Genomic DNA, 18172 nt, shown 5'->3' on the forward strand with positions numbered 1-18172 from the left:
GATCCTAGTCGCAGACCTAAGAAAGGTCCGGTATTGGCCTAAGCCGGGCCTAGCTACTGGCGAGTACAGCACAGCAAAGCTGACCTTCGGGGCTGCGTCTTGAGCGTTCGATCTCAACAGGTGCAGGCCGTCGCCAGTCGGCCAGAAGCGGACTGCGAAGTGAAGGACAAGCGGCCACATAAAGCACCTTTCATCTCATCCGACTGGCAACCGCACGATGACACTTGCCTCGATGCGCTCATTTTGAAAATGACTCATACCCTAGGCAACACACGTATCAATTTATGTTTAGGGCTCACCCACGCTGCCCAAACATCAAGTCAACTCCAGCGATCAACTCATTGACTGGTAGCCGCCGCAAAGCATTGAGCGCGTCAACAAGGGCCGAGTAGCCATGAGCTCGATCTGTGGGCTGGCTCATGGAGCGTGTTCGTTTCCTTTGGCTACTTTTAGCCCAACTTCATGGACTAAAGTCAATCCTTTAACTGATTATCGAGAGTCAACTGAGGGTCGGCCCGAGCCGGTGCTGCCAGCTAGAAGCAGTCACCCCCGACCATTGCCATGCCTCGATTCATATTGTTCCAAGTGAAAACATCATTGAACCAATCATCGAGGGATACCGCATGAAAGCGTTTATCCCGTTCTGCATCGCCTCGCTTTGCTCCGTCGTATCGGCTCAGACCAGCGTGCCCTCAGGTCGCATAATCCCGACGCCCATCTATGGCGTCACCGTGGACGATGTGAGTAGACTGAACGACATCACGCGCAGCCTGTCGTCGCTGGCCTACCGGCCTACCACGCGCATCGTCTTCGATGAGTTCGTGAACCCGGACTATTACCGCAAGCCAGCAGTGGAAATCTCCAAAGTTTCCTATGTGATGGGTGAGATATTGGACTCGTACTACGTCAAGCAGTACAGCGTGGATGGATACATACAACGGACTAACCAATACCTCAATGCGTTGTCGGATGTAGTGGATATTTGGGAAGTAGCCAACGAGGTCAACGGCGAGTGGCTGGGCGCCAATGCCGATGTGGTGGCGAAGATGACCAACGCCTACAACATCGTGAAGGCACAGAACAAGGCGGCCGCGGTCACGCTCTACTACAACCAGGGCTGCTGGTCTCAATCCTCCAATGAAATGTTCAAGTGGGCCGAGGCCAATGTCCCTGCCTACATGAAGCAGGGTCTGGATTACGTCTGGATTTCCTACTATGAGGATGACTGCAATGGGCTCAAGCCCAACTGGCAGCAGGTGTTCGACAAGCTGCGCGTGATGTTCCCCAATTCCAAGATTGGGTTCGGGGAAGTGGGTACCTCACGCAAAACCAAGAAGGCCGAGTACCTGACCCGCTATTACACGATGAAGATCACTACCCCGAATTATGTGGGCGGTCACTTCTGGTGGTACTTCAGGCAGGACATGGTGCCCGTCACCAAGGAGCTGTGGACTACCCTGAATGCGGCGATCAAGGCGGCGCCCCGGTAGGTCGGTGAAGCCTCCTCGTTTTCCTGTGCCACCTAAAAGCAGAGGCTGGGGCAACGTTTGACATGACACGCGACAGGAGGAGTGCGGCCTGCCGATTCATGCGGGCGATGGTGGCTGTAGCGATGCAGCCAGCCCTCGGTCATCGAGCGCACTTCCTGCAACGATTCCAAGACATGGCAGTCGATCACCTCCGTTTTGGGAGGTGTGGTTGAAATGGGGGTACCGGCAACATTGATCATCTGTACCCAATGCTCACTATCAGTGCGTCTACAGCTTCGATCAAGGATTGACTGAGAAGATGATCATCCCTGGCTAACGAGGTCGCCCCCTGGCAGGCTCCTTTCGCGGCCGCTTTGCATCTCCAGACGACAGCGATAGAGCGAGCGGCAACCAGCATGCCGCCAACGAGAAGTGCAAGAGGGTCAGGCTGGTGCCCTCAAACTGCCATACCTCGCGCCGCCATGAACTGCTGCCCTACAGCCGTGACCACCTCGGCGCGGGCCGCCGTGCGCAGCTGCACCAGGGCGATCTGGCGGCTTTCGGCTGCCTGGGGGATGGGCACTACCCGCAGCTGCGGGTTCCTGTCCCAGGCATGTCTGGCCAGAAGAGGCAGCATGGCCACGCCCATGCCGTCGCTCACGAGTTCCACGATAGTCTCGATCGAATTCAGCTCCATGAACTCCTGGGGCTTGGCGCGCAGCCGGCGCAGCGTGCGCTCGACCAGTTCGCCCGTGTGTTCGGTACGGTCAAACCGGATGAATGGATAGCGCTCCACCATGGTTGCAGGATCGGCCAACCGGGAGGAACGCGAGGTCAGCAGCACCATGGGCTCGGCGTACAGCGGTGTCCAGACCAGGGAAGGGCGCTTGAGGGCCGGGTCATGGACCACTACGGCAGCATCGAGTTCATGGTTTTCCACCTGGGCAATCAGCCGGTTGGACTTTCCCGATACCACATGCAGGTCCACCGCGGGGTGGTGGCGCTTGAGCTCCAGCGTGGCACGCACCAGCTCGCTCAGTGCCGAGACGATGGAGCCGAACTGCACGGTGCCAGCCAGCGGCGCGTCTGCCTGGGTGCCATGCTTGGCCTGTTCGTACAGCGCTACCAGCTGCGTGGCTATGGGCACCAGCGCCCGGCCCTGCTCGTTGAGCGCCACCTGCTTGCCTGCGCGGGTGAAGAGCTTGCGCTTGAGGTCGGCTTCCAAGGTGCGCATCTGCAGACCCACGGCGACCTGGGTCAGGCCCACGCGATGTCCAGCCGCCGTGAATGAACCTTCGGTGCAGACGGCCAGAAAAGTGCGAAGAATCCGCAGGCTTGACATAAATGGTTTTCTTTCAAGAGACGGAAGAAAGTCCAGCTTTCACAAAGTTCTTTCTATCATCAAAATTCTTCTATTCAACCCTTCAAGCTGCATTAAATCTGGAGTTTCCTATGCGTGCACACATGTCCCGCCGGCTTTTCACCTGCTGCGCCACTTTGCTGACCTGCGGCGCCATGGGCCTGGCAACGCCGGCCCTGGCCGCCGACGTCTGGCCTTCGCAGCCGATCAAGATTCTGGTGGGCTTTGCCGCAGGCGGTGGCAACGACATCGTTGCGCGCATTCTGGCCAAGGAGCTGCAGCAGAGCTTGGGCCAGGCCGTGGTGGTCGAAAACAAGGGCGGCGCGGGCGGCCTGCTGGCCAACGAAATCGTGGCCAAGTCGCCCAAGAATGGCTACACCCTGCTGCTGGGTTCCATCGGCAGCAACACCATCGCCCCGGTACTGGCCAAAAAGCTTTCCTACGACCCGCGCAAGGACCTGGAGCCGATCAGCCTGGTGGCCGAGTCGGGCAACGCGCTGCTGGTGAACGCCAAGCTGCCCTACACATCGGTCAAGGAGATGATCGGCATGGCGCGCAAGGAACCGGGAACCATCAACTACGCCTCTTCCGGCAGCGGCTCGACCCTGCACCTGGCCGGCGCACTGTTCGCCCAGCAGGCGGGCGTGAACCTGGTGCATGTGCCTTACCGCGGCAATGGCCCTGCGATTGCCGATGTCGCCGCGGGCCAGGTCCATGTCATTTTCTCGGGCATTCCACCGGCCATTACCTCCGCCAAGACCGGCAAGACCCGCATTCTGGCAGTGACCACCAAGGAGCGTGTGAAAAGCCTGCCCAACGTGCCCACCGTCGCCGAAGCCGGGCTGCCGGGCTATGCCTTCACTTCCTGGTACGGTCTGTTTACCACCGGCGGCACGGATTCGGCGATCGTTGAGAAGCTCGCCAAGGAAGTGCGCAACATCATCGCCCGCCCCGATGTGCGCGCGCAGCTCGAGGCCCAGGGGCTGACCCCCGAAACCAGCGACCCCAAGGCGTTCAAGGAACAAATCGACCGGGAGCTTGCACGCTGGACCCGCGACGTCAAGGTTCTGGGCATCACCATCGACTGAATCCCGAAGGGTCAGCGCCCGTGTCAGGAACTTCCATGAATCTCCCTTTTTCTCCCGGCAACCCTTACCGCTCGGTGCGAGTTCCCGTTTTCGCACGCAACGGCGTGTCAACCTCCCACCCCTTGGGCGCGCAAGCCGGCTTGCGCATGCTGTGGGCCGGCGGCAATGCCGTCGACGCAGCCATCGCGGCAGCGGCCGTGATGGCCATCGTCGAACCTGTCAGCAACGGACTGGGCTCGGACGCGTTCTGCATTCTGTGGGACGGCGCGCAACTGCACGGCCTCAATGCCTCGGGCCGCGCCCCCCAGGGCTGGACGCCCGAATATTTCGAAAAGAGCTACGGCAAGCAGGCCAAGCCCCCGCGCCGCGGCGTGGACTCGATCACCGTGCCCGGCGCCGTCAGCGCCTGGGTCGCCTTGCACGAGCGTTTTGGCAAACTGCCGTTCGCCAGCCTGATGGAGCCCGCGGCGGAAATCGCCGAACGCGGCTACCCGGTGCCGCCCGTGGTGCAACAGAAGTGGGCCGCAGGTGCTCCCGAGCTGCAAGCTCAGCCGGGATTCTCCCAGAGCTTTCTGCCCTCCGGCCGGCCACCTGCCGTGGGCGAGCTGTTTCGCTTCCCTGCGGCCGCACGCGCGCTGCGCGCCATCGGCGCTAGCCAGGGCAAGGCGTTCTATGAAGGCGAGATCGCTTCGGCGGTCACTTCCTTTGTCCAGCAGCACGGCGGCTGCCTGAGCATGGCGGACATGGCCCAGCACCAAGCCGAATGGGTCACACCGGTGGCCAAGGACTACCGTGGCTACACCCTGCACGAGATTCCGCCTGGCGGCCAGGGCATTGCGGCGCAGATCGCACTGGGTATCCTGTCGCATTTCGATCTGGCCAGCCTGCCCCTTGATGGCGTGGCTTCGCAGCATTTGCAGATCGAGGCCATGAAGCTGGCCTTCGCCGATGTCGACCGCTATGTAGCCGATGCCGGTATGGAAGTGACTACCGCGCAAATGCTCGATGACGCTTACCTTGCGTCGCGCGCCAAGCTCATAGATCCCCTGCGCGCACAAGATTTCAAGGCCGGTAATCCGGTGCAGGGCGGCACGATCTACCTGACCGCGGTTGATGAGAGCGGCATGATGGTCAGCTTCATCCAGAGCAACTTCGCGGGCTTTGGCTCGGGAGTGGTCGAGCCCAGCTTCGGCATCAGCCTGCAAAACCGTGGCTACGGGTTCAGCGCCGACCCGGACGGCCCCAACCGCGCGAACCTGGTGGGCCCGGGCAAGCGACCGTTTCACACCATCATTCCCGCTTTCCTGACCAAGGATGGCCAGCCGGTGATGAGCTTTGGTGTCATGGGCGGCAACATGCAGCCCCAGGGCCATATGCAGACGCTGGTACGCATGATCGACTACCGCCAGTCGCCCCAGGCTGCCTGCGACGCACCACGCTGGCGCTACAACGCGGGCCTGGCGCTCAATGTCGAAGCCGGCATGGATCCTTCCACTGTGGCTGGTCTGCAGGCCCTGGGGCACCAGCTGGAGGTCATTGATGATCCCTACCAGGACTTTGGCGCTGGCCAGTTCATCTGGCGCATGGGCGACCCCGCTGTCGAGGGCTACCAATTCGCCAGCGATCCACGCCGCGACGGGCTGGCTGCAGGCTTCTAGCAGCAGGTTTCCCGCTCCAGGCATGCCAGCCCTGAGTTTTCAGCCTTGATCGCAACGACCTGCGCCAGGGTGGAGCGAAGCATAACCAGGCCCGCAAGCGCAAAAATTGGCTTCTGGAGGAGTACAGGCAGGGGAGGGCAGAGGGGGCTGTCTGCAGAAGGTGTACTGCTGGTGCGGCTGTTCAGCCGCAGTTCTTTCTCCACAGCGGAGGTGCTGGTGCATAAACCAGTTCTGGGTCAAGCAACCCATGACCCCAGACGTGGCTATGCCGCAGGCACCGTTTGCGGATGACCCAGTTCAGTGAACCGATTCAGAATGGCGGCCCGGATATGCAGCACATTGACCCGTCGCTCGAATGTGCGTGACATTACCCGCTCATCCAGTCGCTTGCCGCAATGCATCTTGGTCTCCACCAGGCTGCGTTGGTGATAGCTACTCCAGCTTTTCCATAACTTGCGTCCAAAGCGCGCCTGCATGCGGCGGTTGCCGCATCGCGACTGCAATCAGCCTGCAGCAGTCCGCTACACAAGGATGGTGACCGACGTCTCATGGCCGGTAGTGTGAGTGCGCGGATACGCGCCGAACATCTCTTCGCATCCGCCGAGCGGTCCATCCAGTTCCGAAGGATCGCTGCGGGTTGATTTCCACGCCAGACCGACCCGTGGAGCGGTCTGGCGTGGAGACCACTGTTGAAAAGGCCTTCGTTACCCACGGATACGCGCCGCAGACTGCTGCGGCGCAGCCAGCAAGGGGCGAGCGCCGACCGCGCATAGGGCGCAGGCCGACCAGACCAATACCCAGCCCTGCAGCGACAGCAGATGCGGAATCGTCATCGGTACGGCAAAACACACAATGAACACGCTGGTGTTGGCCATGCCCAAGGCCGTGCCGGCGCGACCGGCTCCGGCCAGGGTCGCCAGCTCGGCATAGGCCACACCATGCCAGGCAGAAACACAGATACCGGCACCGGCGGTCAAGACCAGCAGCAAGAGCGGGCCCGGCGCAATCCAGCACGCTGTCGCAAGCGCCGCAAAAAGCAGCATGCTCAGCCAGCTGCAGGCGCTCAAATAGCTCTGGCGGTTGCGATGGCGGTCCGTCCAGCGACCACTCCATATGCGCATCGCCATGGCTGCACACTGGACGACGGCCATGACTGCGGAGACCCGTTCAAGCTCGGCCTGGGCGAAGTCGTGCAGGAAGACCGTGCCGAAAGACAGCACTGCGAATTGTGGCGCGCACAGCATGCCGATGCCGGCCACGGAGCGCCAGGCGCGAGCATCGCGCAATGGGCTGGGGCTGGGGCCGGTGGCGAGCTGGCGCTGTGCATGCAGCGCAGCATGCGGCGGCTCGTGCACCCATGCGGCGGCGAGCAGTGCGGAGAGCAGGCAGATGCTCGCCAGCACGGCGAACACGGCAACAAAGCCGCCATGCAAGGCCAGCGCAGGCAGCAGCAGCGCACCGATGGCGCCGCCGAGCGGCACTGCAGTCTGGCGTATGCTCATCGCCAGGCCTCGCTCGCCATCCGCAAACCAGGTCATCACGGCCCGCCCGCTCGCGCCGTTGAGGCTGCCTCCCAGAAGGCCGACCAGCACCAGACCGCCCGCCAGCCATTGCAGACCGGGCACCTGCCCAGCCTCAGGCGTTGCCCAGACAGCCATCGCAGCCAGTGCGAGTGCCGTGCCGATCAGACCGGTTAGCAGCACGGGGCGATCCCCCCAGCGATCGGTAAGCAAACCCCAGGGCAGCTCGCTCAATGCGATGCCCAGGCCCATGAGGCCCAGCATCAGGCCGAGTGTGCTGGTATCGAGCTGGTATGAGGAGCGCATCATCACCGCCGTCATCGGAATTCCGCTGAAGGCGGTCGAAAAAGCGGCATTGGCGAGAACGCCTGCGGCCAATACCTTCCAGCGATGGCTTGGAGGGGTGACGGGCAGCTCAGGCAGCGAGAGGCAGTCGGAAGAGTTCATGCCGCGCAGTGTGCTGGCGCCCAATCATTTTGAAAATCAAATAATATTGAACCAACCATCCTGATTTTTGGGATGATTGGAAGGGCTTGTATGTCTCGTGTGCTCTACGACCTGGATGTGCTGCGCAGTTTTTCGACAGGGGTCGCGCTTGGCAGCTTCGCGCGTGCCGCGGACAAGCTGGGGCGCTCGACTTCGGCGATCAGTGCCCAGTTGAAGAAGCTGGAGGCCCAATGCGGCACGCCGTTGCTGCGCAAGGCCGGGCGTGGTCTCGAGCTCACAGAGGCCGGTGAGACCCTGCTGGCCTATGCGCACCGCCTGCTGGACCTCAATGACGAGGCCGTGGCGGCGGTCAGCGGCAGCCAGCTCCGAGGACTGGTCCGACTCGGACTTCAGGAGGACCTCGGCGAAGCACTGTTGCCGGCCGTACTGGGCCGCTTTGCCAGGGCGCATCCCCAGGTGCGCATCGAGGCCTGCGTGGCGCGCAGCGACGAGTTGCGTGCACGCTTTGCTCAGGGACAGCTGGACCTGGCAATGCTCTGGAATGTCGGCGCGGATCTTTCTGGCATCCATGCCGAAACTGTGATGCGTCTGCCCCTGCATTGGATAGGGCCTTCCGCGCCCGAGGTGCTGGACAGCCTTGGCTGCTTGCAGCCGGATCAAGAGGGCAAGCTGAAAACACTGGCTCTGGTGATGCTGGAAGAGCCTTGCCCGCTGCGCGAGCTGGTCACAGCCGTGCTGGAGCGAGCCGGGATTGCCTGGCGGCACGTCTTCAGCAGTGCCAGTCTCGGACCGATCTGGGCTGCGACCTCAGCGGGCCTGGGGCTGTCGGTGCGCACTCCCTTCGGCCTGCCGCCGCATGTGCGCAGCTACGCGCCAGAGGAAATCGGCCTGCCGCATCTGCCCACCATGGACCTGGTGCTTGGGCGTTCCCACTCTCTTTTGGAGCCAGCCGCAGAGCGCTTGGCTGCTTTGCTGGTCGAGGCCGTACGTGCGCACACAATCTTTCCGGCCACTGAGGCTGTGCCATCGCCCTTCAACGAGCTGAGACCCAAACCTAGCCTCCCTGATCCAGCGGCGGTCCAACCCGGTTGACAATGAGTTCGCAGTATCCGGTGCGTCGTGCTCGATCCTCTGGGAGACCACCCCGACCCGGCCCCTTGACGACGATTCATCGTGCCTTCAGGCAAAATCCAGATGATCGGGGCAAGCCCGGCGTCAGGTCTGCCGGGAAGCCCATCTTGAAGAAGGGAACAGCATCAATGGCACTGACGAAGAAGGGCGAGTTCTGGTACGGGACGACATCCGGCGACACCCAAGCCGAGCTGCGCAGCTACAGCGTTGCAAATCGCCATGAGGCCGTCCGGTTTGCCTCGTCCAAATGCAATTGCGGGTGCCGGACCTTTGCGCTGCAGACCGATGAAGAAGCCGGCGTGGCAATCCGCACCTGCACCGACTGCGGGCAGAAACACCTGATGGGCGACAGCGCGGACTACGTTGAAGAGGCCACCCCCGAGGCTCACGAGTGCGTGTGCGAGAACGAGGTGTTCGAACTGATGTCCGGCGTCTCCGTGTACGAGGGCACACATGACGTGCGCTGGTACTACATCGCTTGCCACTGCGTGGAGTGCAATCTGGTTGGGGTCTTCGCAGACTGGAAGTGTGAAGCGGGTGATGCGGCGGCCTTCCTCGCCAAGGTATGAGTTCGCGTCCCCCGCAGAAGATCCTGCTCGCAGGCTCGAGCGGCCGAGGAGTGTCATGAGGTGGTTGGTGGACTTGGCTGTATCAATGACGACAATCGCCAGAAGCCGGCCATCAGCATCTGCCGCTTGAAACCAGATTCAGTTGCGTTTGGCTTTAGCTCTTTGCAAGTTAAATGCCAGGTAGCACGCCCACAGCCTTGCTTGAACGTCTCTGGCGGTTCAGCCGAGCTTTCGGTATGCAACGACCTGGGTTATGAGACGCTTTATAGAATCGGGCATGAATATCGACGACATCAAGGGCCGTCTAGCCTTTCTCCAGGAGGCTGAAAAGCTCAAGAGCGTGCTCCGAAGCTCTCACACCTCGACGGGCAGGGCGGAAAGCACCGCCGAACATACATGGCGCCTGTGCCTGATGGCTATGACCTTCGCGGACGAGCTTGCCGGCATGGACATGCTTAAGATTCTCAAAATGTGCATCGTTCATGATTTGGGAGAGGCCATTCACGGGGACATTCCAGCCATCGAGAAAAACCAGCATCCTGACAAGAGCGCGCAGGAAAAGACCGACCTTCTGCATCTGACCCGCTCTCTCGACGAGGCCCAGCGGGCCGACATCCTGGCACTGTGGCAGGAGTATGAGGACGCAACCTCACCCGAAGCAAAAGCTGTCAAAGCACTGGACAAGCTTGAAACAATCCTTCAGCACAACCAGGGGATCAACCCGCCTGATTTCGACTACGAGTTCAATCTGAGCTACGGTCAGAAACACACAAGCGCCGATCCTCTGTTCGCATTGATGCGCAGCATCATTGATGACGCCACACGCCAGAGATTGGCCGAAAAAGCCAGTTCGCAGTGACTGCAATGGGTCGTTTTTCCCCTTTCCAGTCGCTGTAAGCGTTCAGCCGCTACAACGATGGCGCTAGCCATCGTCGCGGTGGTGCGAGTTAACGGCAGCCTCGACGCCGGGTCGCACCAACGTTGGCAGCTTACGATCCAAGCGCTTGCGATAAAGCCTCAGCGAGGGGTGCCGTTGCTCTGCCTATGACGGCAGCCATCCGGTTTGCGCAGCCGGTTGGTATCGGCGTCCCGGCGCTGACGTTGTTGTGCTGGCCTGCCCGCAGGCCTGTCTTTGTTGCGGGTTATCCCATCTCTCTTGAGCCGTTCTGGCAGTCCGCTTGCTTGCGGCATCGGCCGCAGGCAGACCGGCGGTCGCATGCAGGCGTGCCGCCGGCCGGTGCTGCCAGGGCCTGGCTCTGTTGCGGCAAACACAGGCAGAATGGGGAGCGCGCAGGCCAGTGCACGGTGTTGTCTCGCAAGAGCGCACCCGCTTGCCTGCATCGAAGAAATGTGACCGTCTCGCTCAAATACAGCAACGACATGAAACTATTTCGCAAGCCTGCTTTTGATCACAGCAACGTCGTTTCCCGTGCTCCCTTTGCAATGCTGCTGGTAGGGGGGATCATTGCGCTTTCGATGACGGCCATCTGCACCTTTGTTCTCTACCAGAGTCGGCTGGATGCCATGGCGCATGCGATAGAGACATCGCGCAATGTGGCGCTTCTTGCCGAAAACGACGTGGTGCGGAACTTCGAACTCTATGCGCTGTCGCTGCAGGCCGTGGTCGATGGGCTGAACGACTCCGAAGTCATGGGCGCCTCCCCGCATGTGCGCAACGCAGCCTTGTTCGACAAGGCCGCGACGGCCTCCTATCTGGGCTCCATCCTGGTGCTCGATGTGCAGGGGCGAGTGGTCCTGAATGCGGGCTCGGAAAATCCGCTGAGCGGGCATTACCTGGAGCATGATTTCTTCAAGGTGCATCAGGAAAGCCCCAACGTCGGTCTCTATGTGGGAGACCCTTATTCATCGACGCTGCATGGCGGCTCGCTGAGCATTCCGCTGAGCCGCCGTGTCTCCCATGCGGACGGCTCGTTCGCGGGCATTGTGCTGATCGATGTCCAGCTCGAGTATTTTCAGAAGCTGTTCTCCGCGCTTTCGCTGGGCAAGCATGGATCGCTGGCCCTGATCAGAAAGGATGGCGCCATGATGATGCGCCAGCCTTTCGATGCCAAGGTCATCGGGCGCAATATCCGCAATGCCAGCACCTTCAAGCAGTTCATGCAGGCGCCCGAAGGCAGCTTCTCGGACACCTCCTACCTGGATGGCGCGCAGCGCGCGTACTACTTCAAGAATCTTCCGAGCTTGCCATTCATCATCATGGTGGCGAAAGCGCATTCCGATATCTACGCAGTCTGGCGCCAGCGCGCCTTGCTGATTGCCTCCGTCATGGGAACGCTCACCATGGCTTTCATCGGTCTGTCCTTTGCGTTCGGAGTGCAGCTCAAGCGCCGCATGCGCGCAGAGTCCGAACTGGCGCTGCTGGCGCGTACCGATGGACTGACCGGCCTGAACAATCGCCGCAAGCTCGACGAGATCATCGAGCACGAGTGGCACAGGGCCAAAAGAAGTCACAGCGCCTTCTCGCTACTGTTCGTGGATATCGACTGGTTCAAGGCCTACAACGACACCTACGGACATCAGGCCGGGGATATGGTTCTGGCGACCGTGGCCAGATGCATTGCCAACAATATCCGGCGCCCCGAGGACAGTGCGGCTCGCTATGGGGGTGAGGAATTCATCGTGGTGCTGCCGGACACGACCCTGGATGGAGGCGCGCTGATTGCCGAGAACATCCGGGAGGCAGTCTCCGAGCTTGCGATTGCGCACACCGGAAGCGAATTCGGCTGCATCACGGTCAGCATCGGTTGCGCGGCCTGGGTGCCGGGCAAGGATCTGGACGTGCAGGAGGTCCTGCGTTCGGCCGACAAGGCGCTGTACGGCGCCAAGATGACCGGGCGCAACAAGGTCGTTCTATCCAGCTCGTCTGCGGCATAGCGCCACAGGCGCTCTGGTGACTTGGGGCTTGGCCTGCATGGCAGCGTCTACCCCGGCAAAGCAAGTTGCCTGAATATTGATAGCTGCTATCGCTTGATATACATTGATTTCAATACGAAAAATACCTGAAATCTAGTCATATAAAGCGATGGTAGCTATATTTTAAGTAGCTTTCATCCAGCGCACCGCTGGTCGCCTCGCCGATTGCCCGATGGCTGCTCAGGCGCAGGCCTTGCTCTCGCGCAGCGCCGCTATATCGCTCTGGGTGTAGCCCAAGGATGCGAGCACGGCATCGGTGTCCTGGCCGATCCTGCTGCCCGGCGTGGGCCGACGCGCCGGGGTGCGCGAAAAGCGTGGCGCGGGTGCCGGCTGGCGCTGGCTGCTGCCTTCCACTTCCAGATCGACAAACAGCTGGCGCTGGGCGTTGTGCGGATGAGAAGGGGCTTCCGCCAGGCTTAGCACCGGGGCAAAGCAGACATCGCTGCCTTCGAGTTCCGCGCACCACTGTGCCTGGGTCTTGCCGCGTACCATCCCGGCCACGCGGGACTTGAGTTCGGGCCAGTCCGCGCTCTGATACTGGCGCCTGGGGTCCACATCGGGCAGCCCCAGCTTCTGCAACTGCAAGGCATAGAACTGCGGCTCGATGGCGCCGAGGGTGATGTATCTGCCATCGGCGCACTCGAAGGCCTCGTAGAAGGGTGAGGTGTTGAGAAAGTGGTTCTGCGCGGGGTCGTCCTTCCAGTAGCCCATGGCGCCGCGCATCTGGTGCATCAGGCCGCTCATGGCCGCCACGCCGTCGATCATGGCTGCGTCCACCACCTGACCCCTGCCGGATTGGCGTGCCTCATGCATGGCGCACATGAGGCCGAACAGCAGAAACATGGCGCCACCCGCCATATCGCCCACGATGGTCGGCGGCAGCACGGGCGCCTGGCCGGGGCGCATGGAGGTGGACATCACGCCCGTCAGCGCCACATAGTTGATGTCATGGCCTGCGGCCTGGGACAGGGGGCCGGTCTGGCCCCAGCCGGTGACGCGGCCAAAGACCAGGCGGGGGGCGCGGCGTGCGACCTCCTCGGGGCTGAAGCCCAGACGCTCCATCACGCCGGGCCTGAAGCCTTCGTTGAGCGCGTCGGCAGACTCGATCAGCTTCCAGGCGGCGGCGCGTCCGGCCTCGGACTTGAGGTCCAGCGCGATCGACTTCTTGCCCCGGTTCTGCGCCATGCGCGGGTAGCGGGATGCCGCTGCATGGTCGGCGCTGCGCTCGATGAGAATGAGCTCGGCCCCCATGTCGGCCAGCATCATGCCGGCAAAAGGGGCCGGGCCTATGCCTGCAAATTCGAGGACGCGCATTCCGGACAAGGGGCCAGCGTTCTGGCCCTGGGACGGTTTTTCTGTGCTCAAGTCGGTCTCCTGTGGTGTCTCTGACTTTTCTATCTTGTGGATCCCGCCGGTTTTGACCCCGTCCATTTGGAGTATGTCCGGGGCGCAGGCCGGGCCAACACTGGGCATTCCATATAAAAAGGAGTGCAAGACATGTTCAGGCTGGATGGCAAAGTGGCGCTGGTCAGTGGTGCCGGGCGCGGCATGGGGTTCGGCATCGCGCAGGCGCTGGCCGTGCAGGGCGCGCATGTGGTGGTGAACGACTTTCATCAGGAGCGCGCCCAGAATGCGGCAAGTCAGCTGCGTGAAGCGGGATGGAAGGCCTCGGCCCAGGCGGCGGACCTGACGGACCGCGCCGCCATCTTTTCCATGGTCGAGCGCATCCAGGCCGAGGTGGGCGCAGTCGATATCTTTGTGCACAACGCCGGCATTCCGGCCCAGGGCTGGGGCTACACGCCGTTTCTGCAGTCGCCCGAGTCCGAATGGAATGCCTGGCTGCAGCTCAATCTGCACGGACTGATGCATGCCTGTCAGGCACTGCTGCCCGCCATGCAGCAAAAGGGCTGGGGCCGCATCGTGGCCATCAACTCCGACGCGGCGCGCACGGCCACGGGCATGGGGCTGTGCGCCTACGGGGCTGCCAAGGCGGCGGCTATCGGCTTCATCCGCAATCTCTCGGGCGAGGTAGGCCCGCATGGCGTGACGGCCAACGCCTTGTCGCTGGGCACCATGAACAACTGGGAAGGCTCGGAGAAGATCGCCAGAAAAGGCACTTCCGTGGGCCGGGCCGGCTCGCCCCAGGATGTGGGTGCGGCCGTGAGCTATCTGGCATCGACCGAAGCGGAATGGGTCAACGGCCAGGTGCTGCCGGTCAACGGCGGTGGTCTGGTGGCCTGAGCCCGACAGCCTTGCCCGCAGCCTTCCGGTGCTACAAGCTGGAAGGCTTTTTTTGTCACTCATGAGACCGCGGGCTGTGGCAGCGAAGGCGGCAATGCCTCCGGTGCGGGCGTTCCTGCGATGCAAGCCGGCTTTCGCGCCCTGAGGTGCAAGCCATGTGCCACCAGGGGTGGCTGCGGGCGGGTTTTCTCATAGTCTGCCCCTAGTCCGAATCAGGTAGGTTGGGGAAAAAGCCGTATGGCAATCTGAAAAAGAACTCGATAACAACCTGGTGATGTGAGGAAAGCAGATGGAGGCATTGATCTTCGACCATGTCCGGACCCCCCGAGGCAAGGGCAAGCCGGATGGAGCACTGCATGAGGTGACGCCGGTCTGGCTGGCGGCCCAGCCGCTGCAGGCTTTGCGTGAGCGCAACCAGCTCGATACCTCGGCGGTGGACGATGTGGTCATGGGCTGTGTGGTGCCCGTGGGCGAGCAGGGTGGCAATGTGGGCCGCATGGCGGTGCTGCAGGCCGACTATGCGCAGAGCGTGGCCGGCGTGCAGCTCAACCGCTACTGCGGCTCGGGCCTGGAGGCCGTGAGCTTTGCGGCGGCCAAGGTCATGGCCGGTCAGGCCGATATGACCATCGGTGCCGGCGTGGAGATGATGTCCCGCGTGCCCATGGGCTCGGACGGTGGTGCCTGGGCGCAGGACCCACAGCTGGCCAGCAAGACCTATTTCGTGATGCAGGGCATCTCGGCCGATCTGCTGGCATCGCTGCGCGGCCACAGCCGCCAGGATCTGGATGCGTACTCGGCCGAAAGTCATCGCCGCGCCGCCAAGGCCTGGGCCGAAGGGCGCTTTGACAGGTCGGTCGTGCCCGTCAAGGATTTTCTGGGCCTGACGCTGCTGGAAAAAGACGAGACGATTCGTCCCGAAACCTCGGTCGAATCTCTGGCCGCGCTCAAGCCCGCATTCACCGAAATGGGCCAGAAGTACGGCTACGACAGCGTGGCGCTGCAGCGCTATCCGCAGGTCGAGCAGATTCATCACCATCACCACGCGGGCAATAGCTCAGGCATTGTCGATGGGGCAGCGGCAGTGCTGATTGGCACGGCAGAAGCGGGTGCCAGGCAAGGCCTCAAGCCCCGTGCGCGCATTCGTGCTTTTGCCAGTATGGGGTCCGAGCCCACGTTGATGCTTGACGGCCCGGCCCATGCCGCACGCAAGGCCTTGGCCAGGGCGCGCATGCAGGCTTCGGACATCGATCTGTGGGAGCTCAACGAGGCCTTTGCCACGGTGGTGCTGACCATGATGGAGGAGCTGGACATTCCCCATGAGCGCATGAACGTCAACGGCGGAGCGATTGCCATGGGCCACCCGCTGGGGGCGACGGGCGCCATGATTCTGGGCACGGTGCTGGACGAGCTGGAGCGCACCGGCAAGCGCACGGCACTGATCAGCCTGTGCGTGGCGGCGGGCATGGGCTCGGCCATGATCATCGAACGCGTGTGAGTGAGGAAGCAGAAATCATGACAACGGAAATCATTCGCTACGCCGTAGATGGGGACGGCATTGCCACGCTGACGCTGGATTACCCCGGCAAGACCATGAATGTGATCGACCAGGCCTTCATGGACAGTCTGGAGGCCTGTATCGCACGCATGCAAGGCGACGATGGGGTGCGCGGCGGCATCATCACCTCGGGCAAGGACAGCTTTGTCGCCGGGGCCGACCTGATGGGCATGGAGGCCAATATCGACGCCATGGCGGACATGCCCATCGAGGAGCTGTTCGCCTCCTGCGCATCGCTGTCCAGGCTGCTGCGCAAACTGGAGACCCTGGGCAAGCCGCTGGTGGCGGCCATCAACGGCATGGCACTGGGCGGCGGCTATGAAATCTGCCTGGCCTGCCACCACCGCATTGCAGCCGATGCCCCCACGGTCATGGTCGGCCTGCCCGAGGCGCAAGTGGGCTTGCTGCCTGGTGCCGGCGGCACCCAGCGCCTGCCGCGCATGATCGGCATTCTGGCTGCCATGCCTTTTCTGATGGAAGGCAAGCAGCTGCAGGCCGTGAAGGCCAGGGAGGCCGGACTGGTGGACGAGGTGGTGGCTCCCGAGCAGTTGCTCGGCGCTGCCAGGGCCTGGCTGCTGGCCAGTCCCATGGCGGTGCAGCCCTGGGATGTGAAAGGCTTTCGCATTCCCGGTGGCGGCCCGCTGGATGCGCGCGTGGCCCCGGCTTTTGTGGTGGGCAACACCCTGCTGCAGGCCAAGACCTTTCACAATATGCCGGCGCCGCTGTGCATTCAGAGCTGCATCTACGAAGGCTGCCAGCTGCCCATGGACAAGGGCCTGCGCATCGAGAGCAAGTACATGGCAACGCTGTCGCGCAGCCCCGTGGCGCGCGGGATGATTCGCACGCTCTTCGTCAACAGGAGCAAGGCCGAGAAAGGCATGCACCGCCCTGCAGGCTTGGAGCCCTTCAAATGCCGCAAGCTGGGCCTGATAGGCGCAGGCATGATGGGCGCGGGCATTGCGCTGGTGGCCGCCCAGCGCGGCATTCAGGTGGTACTGATGGACCGGGATCAGGCGGCAGCGGACAAAGGAAAGCAGTACTCCGAGAAGGTGCTGGCCAGGCTGGTGGACAAGGGCCGCCAGAGCCGCGAGAAGGCCGACGCCATCCTCGCGCGCATCATGCCCGGCACCGATTACGAGCTGCTGCGCGATGCCGATATGGTGGTCGAAGCCGTGTTCGAAGACCGCGCCATCAAGGCCGAAGTCACGAAGAAGCTGGACGCTGTGCTGCCGCCAACCTGTGTGCTGGCCAGCAATACCTCGGCCCTGCCCATCAGCCTGCTGGCGCAGGCAAGCGAGCGGCCCGATCGCTTTATCGGCCTGCATTTCTTCTCGCCGGCCGACAAGATGCCGCTGGTGGAGGTGATTCGCGGCCGGCAGACCTCGGATGCCACGCTGGCGCAGGCACTGGACTTTGTGGCCCAACTCAAGAAGACGCCCATTGTCGTCAACGACAAGCGCGGCTTTTTCACCAGCCGCTTCATCGGAGCGTTTGTGGATGACGCCATCGGCATGGTGGCCGAAGGCATTGCCCCGGCATTGATAGAGAACTGTGCCAAGCATGCGGGCATGCCCGTGGGGCCGCTGGCGATTACCGACGAGCTGTCGATCGATCTGTCCAAGCATGCGGGCGAAGCCCAGGCCAAGGAGTTCCCTGGGGAATACAAGCCAGGCCGTTCCGTGCCCGTGATCGGCAAGCTGTTCGAGCTGGGCCGTCTGGGCCGCAAGGTGGGCAAGGGCTTCTATGACTACGATGAAAGCGGCAAGCGCATCTGGCCAGGCCTGGCCGAGCATTACCCGCTGAAAGCCCTGCAGCCCAGCGCCCATGATCTCAAGCAGCGCATTCTCTATGTGCAAGCCGTCGAAGGAGCGCATGCCATGGAGGAGGGCGTGCTGCTGGCGCCGGCCGATGGCGACATCGGCGCGATTCTCGGCGTGGGATTTCCGGCTTACACGGGCGGCCCCTTCTGCTTTATCGACGGCATAGGTCTGCCGCAGTTCGTGGCCGAGGCCGACCGTCTGGCCGATCTGTTTGGCGAGCAACTGCGCCCGCCGCAGCTGCTGCGCGATATGGCGGCCAGGGGGCAGACCTTCTACGGCAAAACCGCCAGGGCCTGACCAGAGCCCAAAGGGTGGGCGGGCGCGCCCACCCGGTACCGGCTCGGCACAGTCACTCATCCAATAACAATCAATGGAGACAG

Annotated in this window: 14 protein-coding genes and 1 pseudogene; 10 read left to right on the forward strand and 5 right to left on the reverse strand. The window is 62.4% G+C overall.

The window, feature by feature from the left end:
- Window positions 1–623 precede the first annotated feature (623 nt).
- Window positions 624–1490, forward strand: a complete 867-nt coding sequence (locus tag FSY59_RS00805; protein ID WP_148728294.1) for a hypothetical protein — start codon at window positions 624–626, stop codon at window positions 1488–1490.
- Window positions 1491–1522: 32 nt separating this feature from the next.
- Here FSY59_RS00805 and FSY59_RS27895 read toward each other — a convergent pair whose 3' ends face one another.
- Entirely contained in the window at window positions 1523–1729 is a 207-nt protein-coding gene (locus tag FSY59_RS27895; protein WP_148728295.1) for an integrase core domain-containing protein, read from the reverse strand.
- Window positions 1730–1926: 197 nt separating this feature from the next.
- Entirely contained in the window at window positions 1927–2811 is an 885-nt protein-coding gene (locus FSY59_RS00815) for a LysR family transcriptional regulator (RefSeq protein ID WP_003057410.1), read from the reverse strand.
- 110 nt (window positions 2812–2921) lie between these two features.
- Between FSY59_RS00815 and FSY59_RS00820 the strand changes: the two genes are divergently transcribed.
- Window positions 2922–3917 carry a tripartite tricarboxylate transporter substrate binding protein gene (locus FSY59_RS00820; protein ID WP_003057408.1) on the forward strand — a complete coding sequence of 332 codons (996 nt, stop codon included), beginning with the start codon at window positions 2922–2924 and terminating at the stop codon, window positions 3915–3917.
- 35 nt (window positions 3918–3952) lie between these two features.
- The gene (locus tag FSY59_RS00825; protein ID WP_148728296.1) at window positions 3953–5575 is read left to right on the forward strand and encodes a gamma-glutamyltransferase family protein; all 1623 of its coding nucleotides are present in this window, start codon (window positions 3953–3955) and stop codon (window positions 5573–5575) included.
- A gap of 263 nt (window positions 5576–5838) precedes the next feature.
- Here FSY59_RS00825 and FSY59_RS00830 read toward each other — a convergent pair.
- Both FSY59_RS00830 and FSY59_RS00835 read right to left on the reverse strand, forming a co-directional pair.
- Window positions 5839–6062: pseudogene (locus tag FSY59_RS00830) on the reverse strand (IS5/IS1182 family transposase); the annotation flags it as partial.
- Between the two features lie 217 nt (window positions 6063–6279).
- The gene (locus FSY59_RS00835; RefSeq protein ID WP_148728297.1) at window positions 6280–7542 is read right to left on the reverse strand and encodes an MFS transporter; all 1263 of its coding nucleotides are present in this window, start codon (window positions 7540–7542) and stop codon (window positions 6280–6282) included.
- Window positions 7543–7632: 90 nt separating this feature from the next.
- Here FSY59_RS00835 and FSY59_RS00840 point away from each other — a divergent pair, with 90 nt between their 5' ends.
- From FSY59_RS00840 to FSY59_RS00855, 4 genes are all read left to right on the forward strand, one after another.
- Window positions 7633–8634 carry a LysR substrate-binding domain-containing protein gene (locus tag FSY59_RS00840; protein ID WP_034399746.1) on the forward strand — a complete coding sequence of 334 codons (1002 nt, stop codon included), beginning with the start codon at window positions 7633–7635 and terminating at the stop codon, window positions 8632–8634.
- A 167-nt stretch (window positions 8635–8801) separates the two neighbouring features.
- The gene (locus tag FSY59_RS00845) at window positions 8802–9242 is read left to right on the forward strand and encodes a hypothetical protein (RefSeq protein WP_003057399.1); all 441 of its coding nucleotides are present in this window, start codon (window positions 8802–8804) and stop codon (window positions 9240–9242) included.
- Between the two features lie 277 nt (window positions 9243–9519).
- Window positions 9520–10101, forward strand: a complete 582-nt coding sequence (locus tag FSY59_RS00850) for an HD family hydrolase (protein ID WP_148728299.1) — start codon at window positions 9520–9522, stop codon at window positions 10099–10101.
- A 584-nt stretch (window positions 10102–10685) separates the two neighbouring features.
- On the forward strand, window positions 10686–12137 hold the full coding sequence (locus FSY59_RS00855; protein WP_144244986.1) for a sensor domain-containing diguanylate cyclase: 1452 nt from the start codon (window positions 10686–10688) through the stop codon (window positions 12135–12137).
- Between the two features lie 219 nt (window positions 12138–12356).
- Here the strand turns inward: FSY59_RS00855 and FSY59_RS00860 are convergent, their stop codons facing one another.
- The gene (locus FSY59_RS00860) at window positions 12357–13490 is read right to left on the reverse strand and encodes a CaiB/BaiF CoA-transferase family protein (protein WP_148728557.1); all 1134 of its coding nucleotides are present in this window, start codon (window positions 13488–13490) and stop codon (window positions 12357–12359) included.
- A gap of 183 nt (window positions 13491–13673) precedes the next feature.
- Here FSY59_RS00860 and FSY59_RS00865 point away from each other — a divergent pair, with 183 nt between their 5' ends.
- From FSY59_RS00865 to FSY59_RS00875, 3 genes are all read left to right on the forward strand, one after another.
- Window positions 13674–14417: an SDR family NAD(P)-dependent oxidoreductase gene (locus FSY59_RS00865; protein WP_003057392.1), complete on the forward strand. Its 744-nt coding sequence runs from the start codon at window positions 13674–13676 to the stop codon at window positions 14415–14417.
- 289 nt (window positions 14418–14706) lie between these two features.
- Window positions 14707–15912 (forward strand): acetyl-CoA C-acetyltransferase, encoded by a 1206-nt coding sequence (locus FSY59_RS00870; RefSeq protein WP_003057389.1) that lies wholly within the window; start codon window positions 14707–14709, stop codon window positions 15910–15912.
- Window positions 15913–15929: 17 nt separating this feature from the next.
- The gene (locus FSY59_RS00875) at window positions 15930–18089 is read left to right on the forward strand and encodes a 3-hydroxyacyl-CoA dehydrogenase NAD-binding domain-containing protein (protein ID WP_148728300.1); all 2160 of its coding nucleotides are present in this window, start codon (window positions 15930–15932) and stop codon (window positions 18087–18089) included.
- Window positions 18090–18172 lie beyond the last annotated feature (83 nt).

Source organism: Comamonas sp. Z3 (assembly GCF_008121565.1).
Lineage (GTDB): Bacteria > Pseudomonadota > Gammaproteobacteria > Burkholderiales > Burkholderiaceae_C > Comamonas > Comamonas brasiliensis.